General features: G+C 68.4%; 3 protein-coding genes. 1 reads left to right on the top strand and 2 read right to left on the bottom strand.

Annotated elements, in window-relative coordinates; translation table 11 throughout:
• The coding region (locus ABW137_RS04010; RefSeq protein ID WP_526397125.1) for an MFS transporter at positions 1 to 809 on the bottom strand (809 nt) is incomplete at its 3' end.
• A gap of 74 nt (positions 810 to 883) precedes the next feature.
• Between ABW137_RS04010 and ABW137_RS04015 the strand changes: the two genes are divergently transcribed.
• Positions 884 to 1552, top strand: coding sequence for a FadR/GntR family transcriptional regulator (locus ABW137_RS04015; RefSeq protein WP_526397121.1), 669 nt, complete (start codon positions 884 to 886; stop codon positions 1550 to 1552).
• On the opposite strand, the gene ABW137_RS04020 is transcribed toward ABW137_RS04015, so the two are convergent.
• The coding region (locus ABW137_RS04020) for an AMP-binding protein (RefSeq protein ID WP_526397123.1) at positions 1549 to 2771 on the bottom strand (1223 nt) is incomplete at its 5' end. The genes ABW137_RS04015 and ABW137_RS04020 overlap by 4 nt on opposite strands.

The following is a 2771-nucleotide window of genomic DNA, read 5'->3' on the forward strand; positions in this document are numbered from 1 at the left end:
ACGCCGATCAACGACACCAGTCCGACCAGGAGTCCGGCGTCGACCTTTGGGACCCCGTTGTCGATGAATACCTGTGGTAGCCAACCCATCACGATGTACGCCAGGAACGCCTGACTGCCGAAGAACGCCGTGACGGTCCACGCCAGCGGGTTGCGCAGCAGGGAGCGGCGCGCTCCGGTCGGTCCGGAGGACTGCGCCCAGGAGCCGCGGTGGCGCCGGGACGCAGGTAGCCAGGCCAACAGGGCAATGAAGGCGACCACGGCCCAGGCTGCCAGCGCCTCGCGCCACCCGCCGAGCGGTTGCTCCAGACCGGGGGTGACGGCCGAGCCGAGCGCACCGCCACCTTGGAGGGCGCCGGTGTAGATGCCTGTCATCAGGCCGACCCTCGCGGGGAACGAACCCTTGATCACGACGGGGATCAACACGTTGACCAACGCGATGCCCGCGCAGGCAAGGAACGTCGCGCCGATGACGACGTGCGGACCGTCGACGGCGCGGACTGCCAGCCCGGCGACCAGGACTGCGAGGGCAAACGAGATGACTCGTCCGAGGCCGAACCGGGCGGCCAGGCGCGGTGCGGCCAGGCCTGCGGCGGCGAAGCACAGCCCTGGCATCGTGGTGAGGAGCCCCGCCCAGGTGGCCGACGTGCCCAACTCGTCGCGCATGTCGCCGAGTAGGGGCGCCACGCTGGTGACGGCGGGTCGCAGGTTCAGTGCGGTGAGTACGACCGCGACGGCGAGCAGGGCGCCGCCGGCAACCACGGGGATGCCCGTCGATTCGGCGCGCGGGTGGTCGACGGTGCCGCCCATCCGTTGACTCTGCCTGATGCCTCGCACGCTGCTACTGTGCCATACATCCCATGATTGGTTGAAAGGATGTCTCCGTGCCCTTGAGCACTGCGCGTCGGACCGGGCTCGTCGACCAAGTCATCGAGCAGATTCGGCAATCGGTCTCCTGTGGGGAGTGGCCCGTCGGTCATCGCATTCCCAACGAAGCCGTCCTGGTCGAATCGCTCGGAGTCGGCAGGAACACGGTTCGGGAGGCCGTGCGTGCGCTCGCTCATGCGGGCATCCTCGAGGTCCGGCAGGGGGACGGCACCTACGTCCGCGCCACCAGCGAGGTATCGGGTGCGCTACGTCGGCTCTGCGGGGCGGAGCTGCGCGAGGTTCTCGAGGTTCGCCGCGGACTTGACGTAGAGGGAGCCAGGCTGGCTGCCACCAACCGCACCGACGCCGACCTGACCGAACTCCGGAAACTGCTCGAGCGGCGGGAGGAGGCCGAACGCGTCGGCCGCCGCGACGACTTCGCCCGTGTCGACGCGGAGTTCCATCTCGCGGTGATTCGCAGCTCGCACAACGCGATACTCCTCGAGCTGTACCGCGGGCTGATGGAGGTCATCACCGCGAGCGTGGCGACCACGCACGAGATGCCCCTCCAGGTCCTCGACCATGGCGTGCTGTTCGAGTACATCGCCGTCGGCGACGTCGAGCAGGCCGCCCGGACGGCCGGCGAGCTGCTCGATGGGATCCTCGCAGCGCTACCAGCCTCCTAGCCGACCGCCCGGCTCGAGCCCTCCCAGAACTGCGCCCGCACAGCCTTCTTGTCGGGCTTGCCGAGCCCGGTCACGGGTAGCGAGTCGACGACGTAGACCTGTTTGGGCACCTGCACCGAACCCTTGCGCTCCTTGACCGCCGCCTGGATCTCGGCGGTCAACGTAGCAACCGCCGCGTCGTCCGAATCCGCGTCGGGGCGCAGCACCACCACGGCCGTCACGGTCTCGCCCCACTTCTCGTCGGGGCTGCCGACGACGCAGACCTGCGCCACCGAAGGATGTTCGGCCACAACGTCTTCCACCTCGCGCGGGTACACGTTGAACCCGCCGGTGACGATCATGTCCTTGACCCGGTCGACGATGAACCAGAAGCCGTCCTCGTCCTCGCGGGCCATGTCGCCGGTGTGTAACCAGCCATCCTTGAAGGTCTCGGCGGTCTGCTCCGGCAGCTTCCAGTAGCCACCTGAGAGCAGCGGCCCGGATACGCACACCTCGCCGACCTCGCCCTGCGGCACCGGATTGCCCTCGGCGTCGAGCAGCGCGCACCTGGCGAACAGGGTCGGCCGCCCACAGGACGTCAGCCGCTTCTCGTCGTGGTCGTTCTTGCCGAGGTAGGAGATCGCCATCGGCGCCTCGGACTGCCCATAGTTCTGCGCGAAGATCTTGCCGAACCGGTCGATGGCCTCCGCCAGCCGCACCGGGTTGATCGCCGACGCGCCGTAGTACACCGTCTCCAGCGACGACAGATCGCGGGTCTTGGAGTCCGGGTGGTCCATCAGCGCGTACAGCATCGCGGGCACCACGAACGTCGCGGTGATCTTCTCCTCTTCGATCACCCGAAGTGCCTCTGCTGGATCGAATTTCGCCATCACGTGCATCTCGCCGCCCTTGACCAGAGTCGGCAGGAAGTACGCCGCCCCAGCATGCGACAGCGGGGTGAGCATCAGGAACTTCGGGGCCTCCGGCCACTCCCACTCGGCGAGCTGAATGGTCGTCATCGTGCTGGTGGCCTGGCTCGTCATCATGACGCCCTTGGGCTTGCCGGTCGTGCCGCCGGTGTAGGACAGCCCGGTGACGTGATCGGGCGCGAGGTTGGCGGCGACCAGGGGGCGGGGCTCGTACTTGGCAGCCTCGGCCGTCAGATCGGCGACTGTGCTTTCGGCGGCGGCCGCCGCGCTGGCCAGCTCCGGCGGCACCGGTCCGATCGTGAGGATCTGCC

The organism is Mycobacterium sp., from assembly GCF_040509115.1.
Lineage (GTDB): Bacteria > Actinomycetota > Actinomycetes > Mycobacteriales > Mycobacteriaceae > Mycobacterium.